Origin of the sequence: Mitsuaria sp. RG, from assembly GCF_028369275.1 — a bacterium.
Taxonomy (GTDB): domain Bacteria; phylum Pseudomonadota; class Gammaproteobacteria; order Pseudomonadales; family Pseudomonadaceae; genus Aquipseudomonas; species Aquipseudomonas peradeniyensis.
In genome coordinates this window covers 70,604-87,712 of the sequence record NZ_JAQMYQ010000019.1, presented here as the reverse complement: position 1 = coordinate 87,712, position 17,109 = coordinate 70,604, and the positions used below count along the sequence as shown (strand labels likewise).

Annotated in this window: 18 protein-coding genes; 2 read left to right on the top strand and 16 right to left on the bottom strand. The window is 67.5% G+C overall.

Features of this window, described 5'->3' with window-relative positions; genetic code table 11:
- Positions 1-13: 13 nt before the first annotated feature.
- From POF53_RS12985 to POF53_RS12950, 8 genes are all read right to left on the bottom strand, one after another.
- On the bottom strand, positions 14-544 hold the full coding sequence (locus tag POF53_RS12985) for a response regulator (RefSeq protein WP_498968003.1): 531 nt from the start codon (positions 542-544) through the stop codon (positions 14-16).
- A 243-nt stretch (positions 545-787) separates the two neighbouring features.
- Positions 788-1,429: a SurA N-terminal domain-containing protein gene (locus POF53_RS12980; RefSeq protein WP_254463547.1), complete on the bottom strand. Its 642-nt coding sequence runs from the start codon at positions 1,427-1,429 to the stop codon at positions 788-790.
- A gap of 21 nt (positions 1,430-1,450) precedes the next feature.
- Positions 1,451-3,019: a cytochrome c/ABC transporter substrate-binding protein gene (locus tag POF53_RS12975; protein ID WP_498968000.1), complete on the bottom strand. Its 1,569-nt coding sequence runs from the start codon at positions 3,017-3,019 to the stop codon at positions 1,451-1,453.
- A gap of 83 nt (positions 3,020-3,102) precedes the next feature.
- Positions 3,103-3,759 carry an SCO family protein gene (locus POF53_RS12970; protein WP_203646732.1) on the bottom strand — a complete coding sequence of 219 codons (657 nt, stop codon included), beginning with the start codon at positions 3,757-3,759 and terminating at the stop codon, positions 3,103-3,105.
- Positions 3,756-4,409 carry an SCO family protein gene (locus tag POF53_RS12965; RefSeq protein WP_203646734.1) on the bottom strand — a complete coding sequence of 218 codons (654 nt, stop codon included), beginning with the start codon at positions 4,407-4,409 and terminating at the stop codon, positions 3,756-3,758. The genes POF53_RS12970 and POF53_RS12965 overlap by 4 nt, the downstream gene beginning before the upstream one ends.
- On the bottom strand, positions 4,406-6,385 hold the full coding sequence (locus POF53_RS12960; protein ID WP_498967997.1) for a cytochrome D1 domain-containing protein: 1,980 nt from the start codon (positions 6,383-6,385) through the stop codon (positions 4,406-4,408). The genes POF53_RS12965 and POF53_RS12960 overlap by 4 nt, the downstream gene beginning before the upstream one ends.
- A gap of 279 nt (positions 6,386-6,664) precedes the next feature.
- Positions 6,665-6,829, bottom strand: a complete 165-nt coding sequence (locus tag POF53_RS12955; RefSeq protein ID WP_498968015.1) for a DUF3077 domain-containing protein — start codon at positions 6,827-6,829, stop codon at positions 6,665-6,667.
- A gap of 60 nt (positions 6,830-6,889) precedes the next feature.
- Positions 6,890-7,711 carry a shikimate 5-dehydrogenase gene (locus POF53_RS12950; protein WP_498967996.1) on the bottom strand — a complete coding sequence of 274 codons (822 nt, stop codon included), beginning with the start codon at positions 7,709-7,711 and terminating at the stop codon, positions 6,890-6,892.
- 164 nt (positions 7,712-7,875) lie between these two features.
- On the opposite strand from POF53_RS12950, the gene POF53_RS12945 reads away from it, so the two are divergent.
- Together POF53_RS12945 and POF53_RS12940 are read left to right on the top strand one after the other, a co-directional pair.
- Positions 7,876-8,220 (top strand): hypothetical protein, encoded by a 345-nt coding sequence (locus POF53_RS12945; RefSeq protein WP_186735574.1) that lies wholly within the window; start codon positions 7,876-7,878, stop codon positions 8,218-8,220.
- An 81-nt stretch (positions 8,221-8,301) separates the two neighbouring features.
- Positions 8,302-8,505 (top strand): hypothetical protein, encoded by a 204-nt coding sequence (locus POF53_RS12940; RefSeq protein WP_498967993.1) that lies wholly within the window; start codon positions 8,302-8,304, stop codon positions 8,503-8,505.
- Between the two features lie 68 nt (positions 8,506-8,573).
- On the opposite strand, the gene POF53_RS12935 is transcribed toward POF53_RS12940, so the two are convergent.
- From POF53_RS12935 to benC, 8 genes are all read right to left on the bottom strand, one after another.
- A complete protein-coding gene (locus POF53_RS12935; protein ID WP_232855131.1) occupies positions 8,574-9,632 on the bottom strand; it encodes a metal-dependent hydrolase in 1,059 nt (352 codons plus the stop codon).
- A gap of 75 nt (positions 9,633-9,707) precedes the next feature.
- Positions 9,708-10,958 (bottom strand): OprD family porin, encoded by a 1,251-nt coding sequence (locus POF53_RS12930; protein WP_254464005.1) that lies wholly within the window; start codon positions 10,956-10,958, stop codon positions 9,708-9,710.
- Positions 10,959-11,150: 192 nt separating this feature from the next.
- Positions 11,151-12,065: a catechol 1,2-dioxygenase gene (gene catA / locus POF53_RS12925; protein ID WP_232855133.1), complete on the bottom strand. Its 915-nt coding sequence runs from the start codon at positions 12,063-12,065 to the stop codon at positions 11,151-11,153.
- 35 nt (positions 12,066-12,100) lie between these two features.
- Complete coding sequence (gene catC / locus POF53_RS12920; protein ID WP_203646744.1) at positions 12,101-12,391, bottom strand: muconolactone Delta-isomerase; 291 nt, start codon at positions 12,389-12,391, stop codon at positions 12,101-12,103.
- A gap of 144 nt (positions 12,392-12,535) precedes the next feature.
- The gene (locus POF53_RS12915; RefSeq protein WP_232855139.1) at positions 12,536-13,657 is read right to left on the bottom strand and encodes a muconate cycloisomerase family protein; all 1,122 of its coding nucleotides are present in this window, start codon (positions 13,655-13,657) and stop codon (positions 12,536-12,538) included.
- A gap of 29 nt (positions 13,658-13,686) precedes the next feature.
- Entirely contained in the window at positions 13,687-15,021 is a 1,335-nt protein-coding gene (locus tag POF53_RS12910; protein ID WP_232855140.1) for an MFS transporter, read from the bottom strand.
- A gap of 55 nt (positions 15,022-15,076) precedes the next feature.
- Positions 15,077-15,838 carry a 1,6-dihydroxycyclohexa-2,4-diene-1-carboxylate dehydrogenase gene (locus tag POF53_RS12905; RefSeq protein WP_050705109.1) on the bottom strand — a complete coding sequence of 254 codons (762 nt, stop codon included), beginning with the start codon at positions 15,836-15,838 and terminating at the stop codon, positions 15,077-15,079.
- A gap of 202 nt (positions 15,839-16,040) precedes the next feature.
- Entirely contained in the window at positions 16,041-17,051 is a 1,011-nt protein-coding gene (benC, locus tag POF53_RS12900; RefSeq protein ID WP_498967989.1) for a benzoate 1,2-dioxygenase electron transfer component BenC, read from the bottom strand.
- Positions 17,052-17,109: the final 58 nt, after the last annotated feature.

The following is a 17,109-nucleotide window of genomic DNA, read 5'->3' as shown; positions in this document are numbered from 1 at the left end:
ACCTTGGGCGCCGCTATTCCCCGGTGAGCAGTTGATCGTCGTCAGGTTCGGGAGGCTTGGCGCCGTTGCGTCGGCGGTCGGCCAGGACCCAGCTGCCATCGTACAACTGCAAGGGGAACGACTCGTTCCTGTTCTGGCGTCGTTCGACGAACCCCGTGGCCGGCTGGTCGGTGCTCCTGCGCTGGCGCTCGATGCCCATCAGGTCGAAGACGGCGCGGGCCAGTTCCATCAGCGGGAACGGCTTGAACAGGACATGGGTCACACCCAGCTCGGCGGCGCGCTCACGGACCTCGGCGGTCGGGTGGGCGGTGATCAGCACGAAATGACACGACCTGTTCCTGCGCACGGTCTCCAGGACCTGAAACCCCTCCATGTCGGGCAAGCGGTAATCCAGCACGATCACGTCCGGTGCCAGGTTCTCGGCCTGATCGATGCCGCTGGCACCGTCATGGGCGAGATGGACCTCCAGGCCTTGCGCCTGCAGATACGCTTGCAGGTTCTGCGCAAGGGTCTGTTCGTCATCGACTACCAATACTCTGTTCACCAAGGTCCACTCCCATGAACTGCCCGGTTTCCCGGTCTGCGAAGTGCGGCCTTGTAGAGGCTTGAGCAGGCTTCGTGCCAGGCATGAAAAGTCATTGCGCACCGCTTTCAAGTCATTGATATCGTTGTTGCTTTCAATCCACTTCAAGCCGTGCCGGCAGGCCGTCCCCCCACAACCGGGGAAGCTGATGGCACTTTGCCTTTGGGGCATTCCCCAACAGTGGGGGAACGCCCTGGCGCGGCTTCAATCGGCGCGCTCCACTGTAGCGGAATCACGCAAACGTTGGCGCACCGCTTGACGCGCCTGGGCCTGCAATTGCGCGACGAGCGCTGCCCTGGCCAGGCGCAGGCCGTGTTCAGGTAAGACAGAAGTATTATCACTTTGGTTCTGCATCCCTTGCAGTCTTTGCCGATTGGCCTGATGGAAGGCCGCGACCTCGGCTTCGCTGGGCTCGACCACCGCCGTCAGCCGGGCGTAGACCTGCTGGGCGGCCATCTCCTGACGAGTGTAGTCAGCGAAGCTGCGCCGATCGAAGCCCGCCTCCTCCAGGCGGCGCTCGAACACCGCGGGACTGCCGAAGGCCGCCTCCACCTCGTCGATTCGGGCCGTCAGCTGCGCATCACTGATCTCGACGCCCTGGCGCTTGGCCTCCTGCCATAGCAGCTCCTTGTCGATCAGTTCATCCAGGGCCTGCTCGCGCAGGCGCTGGTAAAGGTTGGGGTTGCGGATGCTCGCCACCGCCCGCCCCTGGGCCTGCAGGTATTCGCTGAAATAGCGCTCCAGCCGCAGCACGCCGATGTCCACGCCATTGACCCGCGCCGCCGGCGTGTCGGCGTGGCTTGCCAGGGCAAGCAGTGACAGCAGGCAGGCAATCAGTACACGCATGGTCATCCACTCCTGAAAGGGTCATGGTGAGTCCGGTACCGGACGATACGGCGCCACCTCGACATAGCCCGGCCCCGGCAGGCTCACCACCACCACGTGGGCGCCGGCCATGCCCTGGCGGCGCCCAGGGCCGAAGCCCAGCAACGGCGTCAGCCCGGTCTCGACGTCATGCAACTGTTCCAGGGCGCCGAGCAGTTGTTCACGGCTGGCGTCGCGCCCCACCTGTTTCAGGGCTTCGACCAGCAACTGCCAGGCGCACAGCGTGCTCACCTGCAGCGACGCCTGGCGCGGTTCCAGCCCCTGGCGCTGCTGCACGCCGGCCAGGGTAGCCCGGCCCCTCGCGGTCCAGTCGCCAGGCACGAACGGATAGGCCAGCAGCACGCGTCGCGACCAGGCCGGTGCCAGCCCCGGCACGGCACCGGCCACCTGGCTCGACGCGGCCATCAGGTATGGGTTGCGTCCGCCGGCCTGCAGGCTGGCGGCCAGCTCGGCAAACGCCTGGGCGCGCCCCAGGAAGACGATGCCCTCGCCCGCCAGCGCCTGGCCGGTGAACGCTTGCGCGGATACGCCAGGAAAGCCCAACTGGCGCAAGCGCTGCTGTACAACCTGCGCCGCCTCGGCCTGATCGTCACCGGCGTAGATCACCTGCACGGCATCGGCTGCCAGGCCAAGGCTGTCGCGGGCATGCAAGGCCACGCTGAGCAATTGCTCGGGCACGCCCGGCAAAGGGTCGAACACCTGCGCGCTGCCGCCACTGCGCGGCGTGGCGCCGATCAGCGGCAGGCCCGCTTGTGCCAACTGACGACTGTCGAGCAGCGGTGCCACGGGCGCGATCAGGGCGAAAACCCGCTCGCGCTGGATCAGCTGGTCCAGCGCCTGTGCGGTACTGGCTGGATCCGGCCCTGGGTCCAGCGCGATCAGCTGCAGTCGACGGCCATGGATGCCCCCCGCCTGGTTCAGCTGAGCGACACCATCCTCCAGCACCGCCCGCACCGTTCGCCCGGCCTCGGCCAGCGGGCCCTGTTCGGGCAGCAAGGTACCGAGGCGCAGGGTGCCCTCCTCCACGCCCGGGTCGCGGTCTTCGCCCAGGCGCTTGAGGTAGGCCGCCAGGTTGCGCTGGTCGGCCAGGCTCAGCTCGAAGCGTGGCATGGCCGGGTCCAGGTGGTTGCCGGCGGGATCGACGCCGCTGCGCACAACCCGCGCCAGGCTGGCTTCGGTATAGGCCGGGTAGCGTCGGTTGTTGACCTCGCGATCGCCTGGGCCGAGGGCCAGGCGCTGCCAGTCCAGGCTCGGCGGTCGCACCCCGCCCTCACTGCGGCCGCGCCCGTCGTTGCCGTGGCAACTGGCGCAGGGCAGCACGCTGGCCGGCACGCTCATGTCAGCGGGGCCGACCCGGGCCAGCAACTGGGCGTCGCTGCTGGAGAGGCCTTCGCGGTAGAGGCGTTTGCCCGCTTGTTCGTGGTCGGTGAGGTCCAGGGCCAGGGCTGGGGTGCATAGCAGCACCAGCCACAGTGCCCCTGTAGGAGCGGCCTTGTGCCGCGATCGGGCGCGCAGCGGCCGCCATGACAGGCGATGGGGTATATCAGGCATATCGGCGTCGCCTGATTTACGGCCGCTTCGCGCCCGATCGCGGCACAAGGCCGCTCCTACAGGGGTCGGTAAGTACATGGTAGTCACCGCCCCGCCAGCGGTTGCGCCAGCAGCTGCATGCGCTGGGCGATTGCCGCCGGTGGCGCGTCCGGGCGGATCTTGCTCCAGCGCTTGCCTGCCACATCACCGGCGATCAACTGCGTCGAATGCTGCTCGGGGCTGGGCAGGAACTGCCCCAGGCGCCCGAGCACCAGGTCGACGCTGGCCTTGTCGCCGGTGAGGAACAGCCAGTTCGGCCCGTCCACCCCTTGCTTGCGGGCAAACGCCTTGAGCACCTCGGGCGTGTCGTTCAGCGGATCGCTGCTCACCGAGACGAAGGTCACCTGCGCCGCAAGCTCGGCGCCCATGGCTTCGCGCACCTCGCGCAACTTGCGGGTGATCAGCGGGCAGGCATCGTTGCAGTGGGTGAAGATCACGTTGAGCATCACCACCTTGTCCTTGAGCACATCGCTGTAGAAGCGCAGTTCGCGGCCGTCCTGGTCCTTGAGCACGGTGTCGGTGAACCAGGTCTGCGCATCGCGGGTACCGCCGCCGCTAACCATGGGCTGCGGCGCGGGTTGCGGTGCCGGCGCGTGGCCCTCGTGGGCGAACGCGACCGAAGCGAGGATCCACAGGCAGCCGCCGAGCACCAGCCAGTCGAGGCTGCGCATGCCGGCATGGCGGGAGGTCTGCGCGCTCATGGCCGCACCTCCTGGCCGGCGATGGCCGTGCTCTTGGCGTGCACCCGGCGCGCGCTCAGGCGGTTGATCTCGCCGATCAACACGTTGGGGTCGGTGAAGCCGTAGTAGCGCGTCCAGTGCCCGCTGCGACCGTCCCCGACCAGGATCAGCGGCGGGTGCTCGCTGAGGTTGGCGCTGAAGCTGCCCAGCCCCTTGAGCGTCTCGCTGATGGCATAGGGCGAACCGGTCAGCCAGCTCCACCCCGGCCCGTGCTGGAACGCCCGGGCATAGCCGGCCAGGCGTTTCGAATCGTCGCGCTGCGGGTCGACGCTGATCGATACCAGGCGGATCTCCTCGCCCACCCGCCCGCCCAACTGCTGCTGGACCTTGCTCATGATCGACGAGACCACCGGGCACACCGTGGTACAGCTGGTGTAGATGAAGCCCATGACCACCAGGTGATCGCCCACCAGGTCTTGCTCCAGACGCACTGGCATGCCGTCCTGGTCCAGCAGCGCCACGTCGGCGAAGCGCACGCTGGCTTTCTCCTGGCGTGCGGCCGGGGGTTGCTCGGGCTGGCCGCCGTGATCGTGGCCGGCGTGGGCCAGGGCCAGGTTGCTGGCCAGCAGCAGGCTCAGGCCCAGCAGTTTTCCGCCATGCAGACGCGTCATCGCACACTCCTGGCTTCCCCTTGGGAAGTACTGGGCTTTGCTGCGGCCGGCAGGACGCGCAGGCTGGTGTAGTTGTCTTCGGTGAAGGCGCGCCCGAGGCTGGGCGACTGCACGTGCAGGTACCAGGCGCCGGCCTCGGCCAGCTCCAGCGGTGCCTGGTAGAGCCCGTCGCCCACCTCGACCAGCGCCACGTCACGCGGCAGCGACGAAGGCGCCAGGAAGTAGCGCAGGCTCAGGTCATCGAGCCCCTGGCGCGGCTTGCCGTCCTCGCCGAGGATGCGTACCTGGGCCATGTAGGGCGCGTGCTGCAGCAATGGCCGCGCGGTGCCGATGAACTCGGCATGGGCCCGCTTGCGCAGGCTCGACTGCGGCAGCGCCGCGACCTCGGTGCTGAAGCAGTGGATGATCTGCGGCTGGTTGAGCAGGAACGCCACGTCGAAGGTGCCGGCCGCCGGCAGCTTGACCGTCGAGCCATACACCCCCGGCGCCACCTCGCGCAGGCTGCGATCGACGACCAGCGCGGCGCGGGCCTGGTGGCCGCGGTTGTTGTAGCCCGACATCGGTGCGTTCATGCCCTCGGCGTAGAAGTAGGTGGTGTTGTCCACCGGGTTGACCACGAACACCGAGTTGTCGTCGCGGGAGATGCTCACCCCCTGGGCCAGCGGCAGGTCGCCGGCCTGGCGCGGCGCCGCCGAGCCGGCCTCGAAGCCCTGGACGATCGGCGTGCGCCCCTGCCCGAGGCTTGCCAGGTTGATCATGCTCACCTTCGGTGAGGCCAGGCCGCGCACGTAGGCGTAGGCCTTGGTAAAGGTCAGCTGGTAAGGCTCGGCGGCCACCGGGATGCGGTGGATCAGCTGGTCGGTACTGGCATCTATCACCAGCGCCTGGTTCTCCAGGGTATTGAGCACCACGCCGTAGCGGCCATCGTGGCTGAAGCGCATCGGCCCCAGGCCCTGCTCGGCCTTGACCGTATGGCGCAGGCTATGGCTGCGCGCATCGATCACCCGCACCGAGCCCTCCTGGCCATCGACCACATACACCGCCTGCGACAAGGGCGAGTACGCCACCGACAGCGGATGCGGGCCGACTTCGAGGGTCTTCACCAGACGCATCTGGGCGGTGTCGATGACGCTCAGGGTGCCGCCGTCGCGGTTGCTGACGAAGGCGAAACGCGAATCGGCGCTGAAGGCGATCTCGTGGTGGCCGGAGCCGGTGACGAACGACTTGAGCTTGGTGCGGCTGGGCACGTCGATCACCGTTACCCCGCCCTTGGCCGGGTCCTGGCTGTTGTTGCCCACCCACAGCAGGCGCTGGTCGGGTTGCAGCGCCACCCGCAGCGGCTGCTCGCCGGCCTCCAGGGTGGCCACGCGGGTGAAGGTCTCGGTGTCGATCAGCGCCACCTGGTTGCGTTCGGGCATGGACACGAACACCTGCTTGTCATCGCCGGTGGCCACCCAGTCCATGGGCCGCCCCGGCAGGTCGATGCGCGCCAGGGTGCTGGTGACCCCGCCCACCGACACGGTCGGGTCGATCACGGTCAGGCTCGCGTCCTTGTTCAGCACCAGCAGGAAGTAGCTGTTCAGGTCGAGCAAAGGGCGAGCGCCGATGCTGCTCTTGAGGAACAACGCCACTCGCGCCTTGCAGCTGCTGTCGCGGTCGCCGACCGGCGCCGACTGCGCGGGGTCGAGCCAGGCACCGGGGGCCATGCCCGACAAGGGCTGGCCGCTGGTCTGGTCGCTGACCTTGAAGCGGATGTTGGCAAAATCCCCCTCGCGCAGCTCCCCCCCGCTCAGGGGGCGGGCCTCGAACTCCACGGTCACGCCATCGCGGTTGAGGGTATGCAGGGCTTGGGGGTCGGCGGCTTCCTGCAGCAGCTCGCGGGGGTCGCACCAGAGCTTTTCGTAGGCGACGCCAAGGCCGATCAGCGCCGTGCCCAGCAGCAGGCCCAGGTAGGCTGGGCGCAGCTTGCGGTTCATGCCCGCGCTCCGCTGGCACGGGTGGGCGCGCACGGGGCAGCGCCTTCGAGCGGGATGACCATGCTGCACCTCCACGGGGCTCAAGGGTTCTGTGGAGGGTGGAAGCAAGCGTTATGCCATCAATAAAAGTGTTTTGAATCAGTGTGTTGGAGAAACAAGTGGAGAATACTGGGGAGGCTGCCCCAAAGACGGGGGCGCTTTGCGCCGCTTTTCAAGGCTTTTGCGGTTTTCAAGATTGCCGGGGTCGCTTTGCGACCCTTTCGCGGCACAAGGCCGCTCCTACAGAGGATCGCGCGCCCCTGTAGGAGCGGCCTTGTGCCGCGAAAGGGCTGCAAGGCAGCCCCGGCGATTACAAGCCGGGCCCAGTTCGGCATCGTCCATCAACGCCTTGGCCAGGGCACTGAGATAGTGAGCGGCCCAGACCATGCGTGGGTCGCTCTCCACCACCCCGACCAGGGTCAGAAGAAAGCGATTAAGTCTGATGTTTCTGGGCAAGGTTTCAGGTCAGATCTCCCGGGCATGCGCCACTGCCGCCGCCACCTGCTCGGCCGTCGGCCGCACCCCGGTATACAGCACGAACTGCTCCAGCGCCTGCAACGCGATGACATCGAGCCCGGTGATCACCGGTTTGCCCAGCGCCTCGGCGGCGCGGATCAAGGGCGTGCGCACGGGCATGGCCACCACGTCGAATACCTGCTGCGCCGCCGCGATGGCGGTTTCGCTGAACGCCAACTGCTCGGCTTCAGGCCCTCCTGCCATGCCGATCGGCGTGACATTGACCAGCATCGGCGGACACCGGTCGCCCAGGTCCGGCAACCAGCGGTACCCGCAGGTGTCCGCCAACTGCCGCCCGGCTTGCTCGTTGCGGGCGACGATGGTGCCCTCACGGAATCCTGCGTCCCGCAGCGCACTGGCCACCGCCTTGGCCATGCCGCCGCTGCCGCGCAGGGCGAACGCGGTGCTCGGATCGACCTCATGCCGGGTCAACAGTTGGCGCACCGCCAGGTAGTCGGTGTTGTAGGCCTTGAGATGGCCATCGGTGTTGACCAGGGTGTTCACCGAGGCGATGGCCGCGGCGGACGGATCGACCTCGTCCACCAGCGCCAGGCACGCCTCCTTGTACGGCATCGACACGCCGCAGCCACGGATGCCCAGGGCGCGGATGCCGGCCACGGCGGCGGGCAGGTCATGGGTGGTCATGGCCTTGTAGTAGTAATCCAGCCCGAGCTGGCGGTAGAGGTGGTTGTGAAAGCGCACGCCGAACGTCCCGGGGCGCCCTGCCAGGGAGATGCACAGCACCGTGTCCCGGCTCGGAGAATGGCTCATCGCGGTTCCTCTGTCATGTGGCTGAATCGATTTTTCCAGCGTACCAGACCCTGCCGCCGATCGCCCCTTACACAACCTTTACCCTTTGCCGGCACGCACTTTACCGTGGCTGCGGTCATAGTTATCAGGCCCCGTGCGTGGGGTTGTCTTGCGAGGTGTTCGCCATGAAGCGTTTCATCCCCGGAATCGCCCTGCTGGTCGGTGCGCTGGCCATCAGCGGGCAGGCATCGGCCCATGGTGGCGGCTGGTATGGCCCGGGGCCTGTGATCGGCGCGGCGGTAGTGGGCGCGGTGGTCGGGGCGGCGGTATCGGGCGGCCACGACCGTACCGTCTATGTCGAGCGCCAGCCGGCCTACTACCCGCCGCCACCGGTCTACGTGCAGGCGCCACCGCCGCCGGTCTACTACCAGCCCTACGTGGTCGAGCGCTATGTCCCCGCCCCGCCGCCACCGGTGTACCGTCGCTACTACGGCCCGCCACCGGTGTACTACGGTCCGCCACGCTGGTAAGGGGGCATAGTTGATAAAAGCAATGACCACTATCGAGGACATTGATTTCAAACCCTGAGGGCATCTGCGTAAGGTGGGGCCATGTTCGAGAGGAGATACACCATGGCCCCGATCCAGATCATGTCCGTTGTCGGCAGCGCGGTACCCAGCAGCCTGCGCCAACAAGGCCTGCTGGCCTGCTGGTACCTGTTGCGCAACGGTGAAACCATCAGCGGCCCATTGACCAGCCGCCGCTCGGCCGAGACCCTGGCCGACCGCCTGCTCGGCGAGACGTTCGCCGCCTGACCCCGAATTTGTTGTGCGTTGCTCCCTACGCCTCTTGTTGCCCGCCGTCATGGCGGGCTTTTTTTGCCTCACAAGTGCCCGGAGCCCGGCGTCGCCCATGCCGCCAAAGGCAGCGGCGGTTGCTGCTCGAGGATGCGACGCCAGATCAAGGCCAACCTGCCGCCATCGAACAGGGACGCGGCTCCGCCACCGATCCAGCCCCGGGGCTGGGAGACCGCCCATTGTCCGGCAGCGTCACGCCGGGCCATCTCGAAGCGGAAACTGTAGCTACCAGGCATGCCCATGCGCAGGTCGGTGACCACCAGCGAGTCGCCGATGATGTCGTAGCGCAACCAGTCATCGGTGAACCAGCGCAGCCGCTCGTGTAACGCGGCTCCCGCCAGTATCCCGGCCGTCTCCAGGTTGCGCGACTGACGCAGCATCTCGGGCGGCTCGCGATCAAACCAGCTGCTCACGCCCTCGTAGTAGTCGCCCTCCGGGGTTTTCGCCAGCACTCGCCAGATCAGGCTGTTGAAGGCGATGGGCACCGCGCGGACCTCGCTGTTGCTGACGCCTTGCGCCTGCAGGGCCATGGCGAAACGTTGCTCGGCAGCCATCCGCCCAGCCAGGCCGAAGCCCAGGTATGCAGTGCTGAACGCCAGCGCCAGGGACAGCAACACGGTCGCCCTGCCCTTCAGGCCCTTGACCGCCGCATAGCCGACCGCCAGCAACAACGGCACGGTGTATACCGGGTCGATGATGAACACCGCGGCCCAGCTTTCCGGCGTCAGGTGCAAGGGCCAGAACAGCTGGGTACCGTAGACGGTGAACGCGTCGAGAATCGGGTGGGTGACCAGCGCCAGCCAGAAGGCCAGGAACAGCCGGGGCCGGGTGTAGCCCTTGTCCGGCCAGCGCCAGGCGACCAGCCAGGCCAGCAGCAAGGCCAGGCCGGTCAGGACGAAGATCGAATGGGAAAAGCCACGGTGGAAGGTCATCTGCGACACCGGATCGGCGTAGCGGATCACCACATCCAGATCGGGCACGGTGCCAAGGGCGGCGCCGTAGAGCAGCGCACGGCGCCCCTGGAGGCGGCCCAGCACGGTGCCCTGCAGGGCGGCGCCGAGTACGGCTTGGGTGAGTGAGTCCAAAGGGAACGGTTCCTGAGCGAGACCTGCGCAAGCTACCTGCTTCGCCAGTGAATATGCAAATAGCCATCGTGGCAGTCAGAACAGCTGCCAGGTGTACACCAGGATCAAGCGGTTCTCGTCGATGTCGCTGCGATAGTTCGAACGTGCCATGGCGTTGCGCACCCGGATCCCCAGCCCCTTGAACACCCCGCTCTGCACCGCGTAGCCCAGGTCGATGTCGCGCTCGCGATCCCGGCCTTCGAAGCCCTGCCCGGTGTCGACATTGTCGCCAGTGATGTAGCGCACCGTCGCGGTCAACCCGGGGATGCCCAGGGCGGCGAAGTTGTAGTCGTAACGCAGCTGCCAGGAGCGCTCGTCGGTGTAGGCGAACTCGTAGGTCGGCACCTCGTTGCCCAGCGGCGATATGTTGGCGAACACCCGGGGAAACGGGCTGTCGCCGTAGATGCCCTGGTAGCCGACATGAAAGCCGTGCCCGCCACGCCGGGCAGTCAGCAGCGAGAAGAACGCCTGGTTGTCGATCCGCCCCAGCCGCGCGTCGCCCGCCTCGCGGGCGCTGAAGTAGCCGAGGTTGGCGCTGAGCACCCAGTCGCCCACGGGCTTGCTGTGCTTGAGACCCACAAAGCCCTGCCGGTAGATGTCCTGCAGTTGCCCATACCACAGGCTGACACTGCTCTGCCCGGCATTGAACCCGTAGTCGCCGCCCGCATAGTCGAAGGCGTCGCTCTGTACCTGGCGCATGGGCACATGGCCGAGCATGGCGCTCATCCTGTCGTCGCCACCCTCGTTGCGCAGGTGCGTGCTGCCCAGGTGACCGGCCTGCACGGTCAGGCCCTCCAGTTCGGCGGAGCTGAGGCTGATGCCCTGGTAGGTCGGCGGCAGCAGGCGGATATCGCTGAAGGTGAGGACCGGCAGGTTGGGTTGCAGCTCGCCCAGGCGCAGTTCGCTCTTCGACCAGCGCGCCTTGAAGGTCGGCGCCAGGCGGCTGTACTCGGCCGCGGCGCGGCCATCGCCGTGCACCGGCAGCAGCCCGCTGTTGACCCGATCGGGGCTGCTGTCCAGGCGGATGCCCAACAGGCCCAGGGCGTCCACACCAAAACCGACGGTGCCGGGGGTATAGCCGGACTTGAAGTCGAGGATGAAGCCCTGGGCCCACTCCTCGGCCCGGGACTGCCGGTTGGCGCCGACGATGTCGCCGTAGTCGCGGCTGAAATAGTAGTTGCGCGCGCCGAGGCTGGCTTTGGCGTCTTCGAGGAAGCCGCCTTCGGCGGCCAGCAGGGTGGGGCTGAGCAGGGTCAGGCCCAGGACGACGCAAGGGGTGTGGTTCATTCCGAAGCTCTCTGATCTTGTTGTTATGTGATGAAGTGCTGGAACGGGGGTGAAACGCTGGTATGCCCTCCTCCTGGGCATGGCGAAGGCTGCGCCTTCGATCGCGGGGCAAGCCCGCTCCCACGCGGCCCTTGGCAAACCAAAGGGCCACGGTTTGATCTGTGGGAGCGGGCTTGCCCCGCGATGAGGCCCTCAGTCCTGCTGCAAGGCCCGTGGTCTTGCGCTGCGTTGCTCGGCCTCGCTGTCCTGCGCCTGCTGCAGCTGGAAGTCGAAGGTCAGTTCGGCAACCCGCCCCTGCCCGTCGTCGCGCAACACCACCTCGCCCACCAGCTCATCGCGGGTGGCATAGGCGAAGTCGTCCCACAGGTAGCGGTCGCCGGCGAGGTTGATCTGGGTGGTCAGGTGGCGGTAGCCCGGTGCCGAGATGAAGAAGTGAATGTGCGCCGGGCGCTGGCCGTGGCGGCCGAGCAGGTCCAGGCACTCCTGGGTCGGCCCCTGCGGGTCGCAACCGTAGCCCGACGGCACGATCGAACGGGCGCGGTAGCGGCCCTGGGCGTCGGTAACGATGCGTCGACGCAGGTTGTAGGCGGACTGGCTCTGGTCGAAGAACGAGTAGGTGCCCCGGGTGTTGGCGTGCCACAGATCGACCGTGGCGCCGGCCAGTGGCTGGCCCTGCGGGCCGAACACCTGCCCCTCGAGGAACATCACCGTGGCCACGCCCTCCTCGCTGCCATCGTCCATGCGCGCCTCGCCCTCGGTGATCGGCGCGCCCGCCACATACAGCGGGCCTTCGATGGTGCGTGGGGTGCCGCCACCCAGGCCGGCCTGGGCATCCTTGGCGTCCTGCAGCAGGTCGAGGAAGTGCTCCAGGCCCAACCCTGCCACCAGCAAACCGGCCTCGCCGCGTCCGCCGAGGCGGTTGAGGTAATCGACGGCGTGCCAGAACTCGTCCTCGCTGATCTCCAGGTCTTCGATCAGGCGCGCGGCGTCCTGCAGCACCCGCTGGACGATACGCTTGAGGCGCGGACTGCCGTTGTCGTTGTGCAGGCCCGCGGCCTCTTCGAAGAACTGCTGCACCTCAGGGGTATGGGAAATCTTCACGGTCATGATCAGGTACCTCGTGTTGTTCTTGTCGTGTGGGGTCAGCGGTCGTCGGCATGGATCGACGAGGGGTGGCGGCACAGGCCGGCGACCTCGATGTCCATGTAGGGGAACAGCGGCAGTTGCAGCAGGGTGTCGTGCAGCGCCTCGACGCTGGGCACGTCGAACACGCTGTAGTTGGCGTAGTGGCCGGCGATGCGCCACAGGTGCCGCCAGGTGCCCTCGCGCTGCAGGCGCTGGGCCAGTTCCTTTTCATCGGCCTTCAGTTGCGCGGCCTTGGCCGGGTCCATGTCGACCGGCAGTTTCACGGTCATCTTCACGTGGAACAGCATGGCGTCTCTCCTTACGTATGACGGAATCATTCAGGCAGGGACCCTGTGGGAGCGGCTTCAGCCGCGAACACCGGCGCAGCCGGTGCCATCCACCGTGTCGCCTGCTTCGCGGCTGAAGCCGCTCCTACAGGACTGGGTGTTTCTTCAGCGGCGGGCGAAGCGCGACAACCGCGCCTCGTCCAGGGTCAGGCCCAGGCCGGGGGTGGCCGGAACGTGCAGGTGGAAATCGCGGTAGACCGGCCCCTCGCAGACGACGTCCTCGGTCAGCAGCAACGGGCCGAACAGCTCGGTGCCCCAGGTCAGCTGGCGCAGGGTGAGGAAGGCATGGGCCGAGGCCAGGGTGCCCACCGCCCCTTCGAGCATGGTCCCGCCATACAGCGCGATGCCGGCGGCCTCGGCGATCTGCGCGGTGCGCAGCACGGCGCGGGGGCCGCCGTTCTTGGCGATCTTCAGGGCGAAGACGCTTGCCGCGCCCTCGGCGGCCAGGCTGAAGGCGTCCTCCACGCTTTCGATGGACTCGTCGGCCATGATCGGTGCCGGGCTGCGCTGGTTGAGGCGGACCTGGCCGCCACGGTTGATGCGCGAGATCGGCTGCTCGACCAGGTCGACGCCGTTGTCGCCCAGCACCTGGCAGGCGCGGATGGCCTGGGACTCATCCCAGTACTGGTTGACGTCGACCCGCACACTGGCGCGCTCACCCAGTTCGCGCTTGATCGCCAGCACGTGCCTGAGGTCCTGCTCCAGCGGGTTGGCGCCGATCTTCAGCTTGAACAGCCGGTGACGGCGGATCTCCAGCAGGTGCTCGGCCTCGGCGATATCCCGGGCGGTGTCACCGCTGGCCAGGGTCCAGGCCACCTCCAGGCTGTCGCGTACCCGCCCGCCGAGCAGCTCGCTGACCGGCAGCCCCAGGCGCTTGCCCTGGGCGTCGAGCAAGGCCGTCTCGATCGCCGACTTGGCGAAGGTATTGCCCTTGGCCTGCGTGTCCAGCCTGAGCATGGCGGCGTTGATGTTGCCTGCGGGCAGGCCGATCAGTGCCGGCGCCAGGTGCGCGTCGATATTGGCCTTGATGCCCTCGGGGCTTTCGTAGCCATAGGCCAGGCCGCCGATGGTGGTGGCCTCGCCGATGCCCTCGACGCCGTCGCTGCAACGCAGGCGCAGGATCACCAGGGTCTGGCGCTGCATCGTGTGCATGGCCAGCTTGTGCGGGCGGATAGTCGGCAGGTCGACGATGAGCGTCTCCAGCCGGTCGATGGTCGGGCGTGTCATGCAGGCTCCAGTTCAGTCAGGGTGGGGGTTCAGGCCGCCGCGGCCAGGGCGTGCCGCCGGCCGCTGGCCAGGTGCACGGCCATGGCCAGCGCGGCGACGGCGCCGGGGATGGCGAAGGCGATGAAGTTCAGTTGCAGCGGCAGGTTGATGCCCATCAGCGCGCCGCCCAGCAACGGCCCGACGATGGCGCCGTTGCGGCCGATGCCGGAGGCCCAGCCCAGGCCCGTGGAGCGCACCGCCAGGCCATACAGCTGGGCGGCACCGGCATACAGCAGGATCTGCGTGCCGATGGTGGTGGCGCCGGCGATGAAGATCAGCAGGTACAGCACCGGCATCGGGCTGTTCACCCCCAGCAGGCTGATCGACAGCGCGGCGGCGAGGAAGAACGCCACCTTGACCTTGACCAGGTTGTAGCGGTCGCCCAGCCAGCCGCCGAGAATCGCCCCGGCCATGCCGCCGAAGTTCAGCACCAGCAGGAACGACAAGCTCGAGCCGAGGCTGTAGCCGGCGCTGGCCATCAGCTTGGGCAGCCAGGAGCTGAGGGCGTAGACCATCAGCAGGCAGCAGAAGAACGCCAGCCACAGGGCCAGGGTGCGGATCGCCAGGCCGTTGCGGAACAGTTCGAGCACTGATGAGGCTTTACCGGCATCGCGGGGCAAGCCCGCCCCCACGACCAGGTCATCGTGCTCGGTGACACCGCAATCGGGGTCGAGGCGCTTGAGCAACTGGCGCGCTTCATCGACGCGGCCCTGGCGCACCAGGAAGCCGATGGACTCCGGCAGGTAGAACAGGATCACCGGCAGGAACAGCAGCGGTACGGCGGCAGCGAAGAACATCGACTCCCAACCGAAGCGCGGCAGCAGGAGGATGCCGATGCCCGCCGAGAGCATGCCGCCCAGCGAGTAGCCGCTGAACATGATCGCCACCAGGGTGCTGCGCAGGCGCTTGGGCGCGTACTCGTTCATCAGCGCCACGGCGTTGGGCATCAGCCCGCCACAGCCGAGGCCGGCAAAGAAACGATAGAGGCCGAACTCGCTGGGGCTGCTGGCGAAGCCGTTGAGGATGGTCGCCCCCGAGAACAGCGCGAAGCACAGGGCGATGCCCTTCTTGCGCCCGATGCGGTCGGCCAGGCTGCCGAACGCCAGGGCGCCGAACATCATGCCGAACAGCGCGTAGCTGCCCAGGGCGCCGGCCTGCAGCGGGGTCAGCGCCCACTCCTGCATGATCACCGGCAGCACCACGCCGTAGATGAACAGGTCGTAGCCGTCGAAGATCAGCAGCAGGCCGCACCAGGCCATGACCCTCCAGTGGAAGGGGGTGAAGCGGGCATTGTCGATGATCGCGTGGACGTCGAGTGTTCGCATGGCATCTGTCTCCGTTGTTCTTGTTGTGTGCAGAGAAACCTTGCCGGGGCGGCCTTCAGCCGAGGTCGCCACCGCCCACCGGCAGGGTCACGCCGGTGATGTACGAGGCCTCGTCAGAAGCCAGGAAGAGGATCGCGCCGACCTGCTCGTCGAGGCTGCCATAGCGTTTCATCAGGCTGCTGGACAGGGTCTGGTCGACGATCTGCTGGTACCAGGCCCGCTCCTGGGCGCTCTGCTCGGCCTCGTTGCGCGGAATGCGCCGCGGTGGCGCCTCAGTGCCGCCGGGAGCGGTGGCGTTGACCCGGATGCCGCGCCCGGCGGTTTCGAAGGCCAGGCACGCGGTGAGCGCGTTGACGCCGCCCTTGGCCGCGCCGTAAGGCACGCGGTTGACGCCCCGGGTGGCGATGGACGAGACGTTGACGATGGCGCCGCTGCCGCGTTCGAGCATGTACGGCAGCGCGGCGTGGCAGCACCACAGGGTGGGAAACAGCGAGCGGCGCACCTCGGCCTCGATCTGCTCGACCTGGTAATGCTCGAAGGGCTTGGCCCAGATGGTGCCGCCGACGTTGTTGACCAGGATGTCGAGGCGGCCGAAGGTCTCGACGGCGCGGGCCATGACCTGGGCGCAGTCGGCATGCCGTTCGAGGTCGGCGGTGAGGGTCAGCACGCCCTCGCCCGCCAGTTCGTGGACCAGTTCGGAGCGGTCCACCGCCACCACCTGCGCGCCCTCGGCCTTGAGCCGCCAGCACACGGCGCGGCCGATGCCCTGGGCGGCGCCGGTGACCAGGGCGACTTTGCCTTGGAATCGGTTGTTCATGTAGATCTCCTGCTTGATCCGGAAATGCCGGGAGGGCTCCGCCCTCCATCGCGGCACAAGGCCGCTCCTACAGAAAAGCGCGATCCCTTGTAGGAGCGGCCTTGTGCCGCGAAAGGGCCGCAACGCGGCCCCGGCGCTCTCGAAATTCATGGATAAAAAGAGGCCACCCCACCCGCACGATGCAGGCAGCCCCATAAAAGCTTCAGGCCGCCGCCGCGAACTTCTCGTAGTAGAAATTGGCCGGGGTGATGCCCTGCTCGCGGATGTACTGGCTGACCGCCTCGACCATCGGCGGCGGGCCGCACAGGTACACATCGACATCGCCGTCATTGAGGTGGCGTGGCTCGATGTGCTGGGTGACGTAGCCCTTTTGCGGATACTGGCTGTCGGGGTTGGCCACACAGGCGCTGAAGGTGAAGTTGGGAATGCGCGCGGCCAGGGCTTGCAGGCGATCCAGTTCGACCAGGTCGAAGTCGTTGGTCACCCCGTAGACAAGGTGCAGCGGATGCCCACTACCCTGCTCGGCGATCTTCTCCAGCATTGCGGTGAATGGCGCGAGTCCCGTGCCGCCGGCCAGCAGCAGCAGGGGGCGCTGGATCGGCCGTAGGTAGAAGCTGCCCAGCGGCCCGGCCAGGCTGAGGCTGTCGCCGGCCTTGGCCAGCTGGGTGAGAAAGCTGCTCATCAGCCCGCCCGGCACATTGCGGATCAGGAAGCTGACTTCGCCGTCCTTGGGCAGCGAACTGAACGAATAGGCGCGGCTCTGCTCGCTGCCCGGCACCTTGAGATTGACGTACTGCCCCGGCAGGAATGCCAGGCGACTGAGCGCCTCGCCCTTGATCGAAAGGGCGATGGTGCTGGCCGACAGCTGGCGCACGTCGCTGATGGCCGCTTCAAAGCTGGCCTGCTCGGTCTTGCACAGTTGCGACGAAGCCGGGATGCGCACCACGCAATCGCTGGCAGCGCGCATCTGGCAGGTCAGCACGTAACCCTGGGCGATTTCCTCCTGGCTCAGGGCGTCCTCGATGAAGTTGTCGCCCAAGTCGTATTGCCCGGACTCGGCCTTGCACTTGCAGGTGCCGCAGGCGCCGTCGCGGCAGTCCAGCGGGATGTTGATGCCCTGGCGGTAGGCGGCGTCGGCCACGGTCTCGTGGCCGGCGGCCTCGATGAAGCGGGTGACCCCGTCCTCGAAATTCAGTGCGATCTGGTAGCTCATGGTGCACCTCGCGGGCGAGCCTGGGCGCGGCGCGCCCTCAGGCACACCGACAGGCTCG

Coding starts and splice junctions, on each gene's coding strand:
- catC (WP_203646744.1), bottom strand. CDS start 12,391: ATGCTGTTCCACGTGAAGATGACCGTGAAACTGCCGGTCGACATGGAC.
- POF53_RS12965 (WP_203646734.1), bottom strand. CDS start 4,409: ATGACGCGTCTGCATGGCGGAAAACTGCTGGGCCTGAGCCTGCTGCTG.
- POF53_RS12930 (WP_254464005.1), bottom strand. CDS start 10,958: ATGAACCACACCCCTTGCGTCGTCCTGGGCCTGACCCTGCTCAGCCCC.
- POF53_RS12975 (WP_498968000.1), bottom strand. CDS start 3,019: ATGCCTGATATACCCCATCGCCTGTCATGGCGGCCGCTGCGCGCCCGA.
- benC (WP_498967989.1), bottom strand. CDS start 17,051: ATGAGCTACCAGATCGCACTGAATTTCGAGGACGGGGTCACCCGCTTC.
- POF53_RS12950 (WP_498967996.1), bottom strand. CDS start 7,711: ATGAGCCATTCTCCGAGCCGGGACACGGTGCTGTGCATCTCCCTGGCA.
- catA (WP_232855133.1), bottom strand. CDS start 12,065: ATGACCGTGAAGATTTCCCATACCCCTGAGGTGCAGCAGTTCTTCGAA.
- POF53_RS12940 (WP_498967993.1), top strand. CDS start 8,302: ATGTTCGAGAGGAGATACACCATGGCCCCGATCCAGATCATGTCCGTT.
- POF53_RS12960 (WP_498967997.1), bottom strand. CDS start 6,385: ATGAACCGCAAGCTGCGCCCAGCCTACCTGGGCCTGCTGCTGGGCACG.
- POF53_RS12915 (WP_232855139.1), bottom strand. CDS start 13,657: ATGACACGCCCGACCATCGACCGGCTGGAGACGCTCATCGTCGACCTG.
- POF53_RS12905 (WP_050705109.1), bottom strand. CDS start 15,838: ATGAACAACCGATTCCAAGGCAAAGTCGCCCTGGTCACCGGCGCCGCC.
- POF53_RS12945 (WP_186735574.1), top strand. CDS start 7,876: ATGAAGCGTTTCATCCCCGGAATCGCCCTGCTGGTCGGTGCGCTGGCC.
- POF53_RS12980 (WP_254463547.1), bottom strand. CDS start 1,429: ATGCGTGTACTGATTGCCTGCCTGCTGTCACTGCTTGCCCTGGCAAGC.
- POF53_RS12970 (WP_203646732.1), bottom strand. CDS start 3,759: ATGAGCGCGCAGACCTCCCGCCATGCCGGCATGCGCAGCCTCGACTGG.
- POF53_RS12910 (WP_232855140.1), bottom strand. CDS start 15,021: ATGCGAACACTCGACGTCCACGCGATCATCGACAATGCCCGCTTCACC.